The following is a 1,338-nucleotide window of genomic DNA, read 5'->3' on the forward strand; positions in this document are numbered from 1 at the left end:
TGCGTTGCGTCAGCGACAGTTATTGACGCAGTTGATTCAACAGGGAAAACAAGAGGAAGCCTGGAAAAAAATTCGTGCTCGGCTACTGTTTGCGCCTAATGACGTTTGGTTTATTCATGAAGCTGCTCGTCTGGCGCGGCGCAATGGCCAGCTTGAAGATGCGGTGCGTTATTATCAACGCGGGTTGCGTCTCATGCCACAAGATGCTGGGATGCTGAATGGGCTAGGGCTTACTCATTACGATGCAGGCCGTTTTGACGATGCGGAGAAATATTACCGTGCAGCGCTGAAAGCGCATCCCGGTTACGATGCATGCCATAATAATTATGCCATTCTGCTGGAAAAAATGCGGCGTTACGATGAGTCATTAGTGCAGTACCAGCAGGCTTTGCAAGCAAGGCCAGATTATATAGAGGCGCGTTATGGTATGAGTGCCGTATTAGCGTATATAGGCCGACTGGACGATGCCGAGCGTGAGATGCGTCAAGTGTTGAAGATACAACCTGCCGATGAGCGTTGTAATACTTCATTAGGTATGGTGCTGTTGCAGAAGGGCCAGTATGCCGAGGGCTGGCGACGCTATCAATCCCGCTATGCTGCTAAGAACCCGAAACGCTTCTTTGCTTTACCTGAATTAAAACAGCCTTATTGGCAAGGTGAAAGTCTGGCAGGCAAGACGATTTTAGTTAAAACAGAACAAGGGATGGGGGATGAAATCCAGTTCTGCCGTTATCTGACACGACTAAAAGTTGAAAAGCAGGCCGCGCGCGTCATTATGTTAGGGCGTACCGCTCTGCGTCCCTTAATCAGTCAACTTCCGAACCTTGACGAGTACTTAGTGGTGGCGGACGGACAACCGCTCCCAGCCTTCGACTGTTGGAGTATGCTGCTGGATCTGCCGCAGCATTTTATCGCTTCATCTCAACCTTTTGCCCCAGAGGGCCGTTATCTCAACTGCGATAAGGCTCGTGATGCCTGTTGGACAATAGCTGGCAACAAACTGAAGGTGGGGCTAGTGTGGAAAGGGGCTGTTGGGCATGCCAACGATCGCAACCGCTCGTTGCCGCATCTATCTGTCTTAGCCCAGCTGCTCGAGTTACCTGGTATCGAATGGGTGAGCCTGCAAAAAGGAACTGGCGAAAATGAGGTGGCTGAATGGCCACAACTACGCCCATTCGGTACGTTGTTGAAAGACTACCTTGATACAGCATCGGTTATCGAACAACTGGATCTGGTTATTGGTGTGGATACGTCGGTGATCCATCTGGCTGGGGCGATGGGTAAACCCTGTTGGGTCATGTTGGCTGCAACTGCAAGAGATTGGCGTTGGCAGGCACA

General features: G+C 50.8%; 1 protein-coding gene. It reads left to right on the top strand.

What is annotated here, in order from left to right:
• Positions 1-1,338: tetratricopeptide repeat protein (locus tag BMI79_RS22790; RefSeq protein ID WP_076944408.1), on the top strand; the 1,338-nt coding region annotated here is incomplete at both ends.

The sequence above is a fragment of the Serratia oryzae genome (assembly GCF_001976145.1).
GTDB classification, from domain to species: domain Bacteria; phylum Pseudomonadota; class Gammaproteobacteria; order Enterobacterales; family Enterobacteriaceae; genus Chania; species Chania oryzae.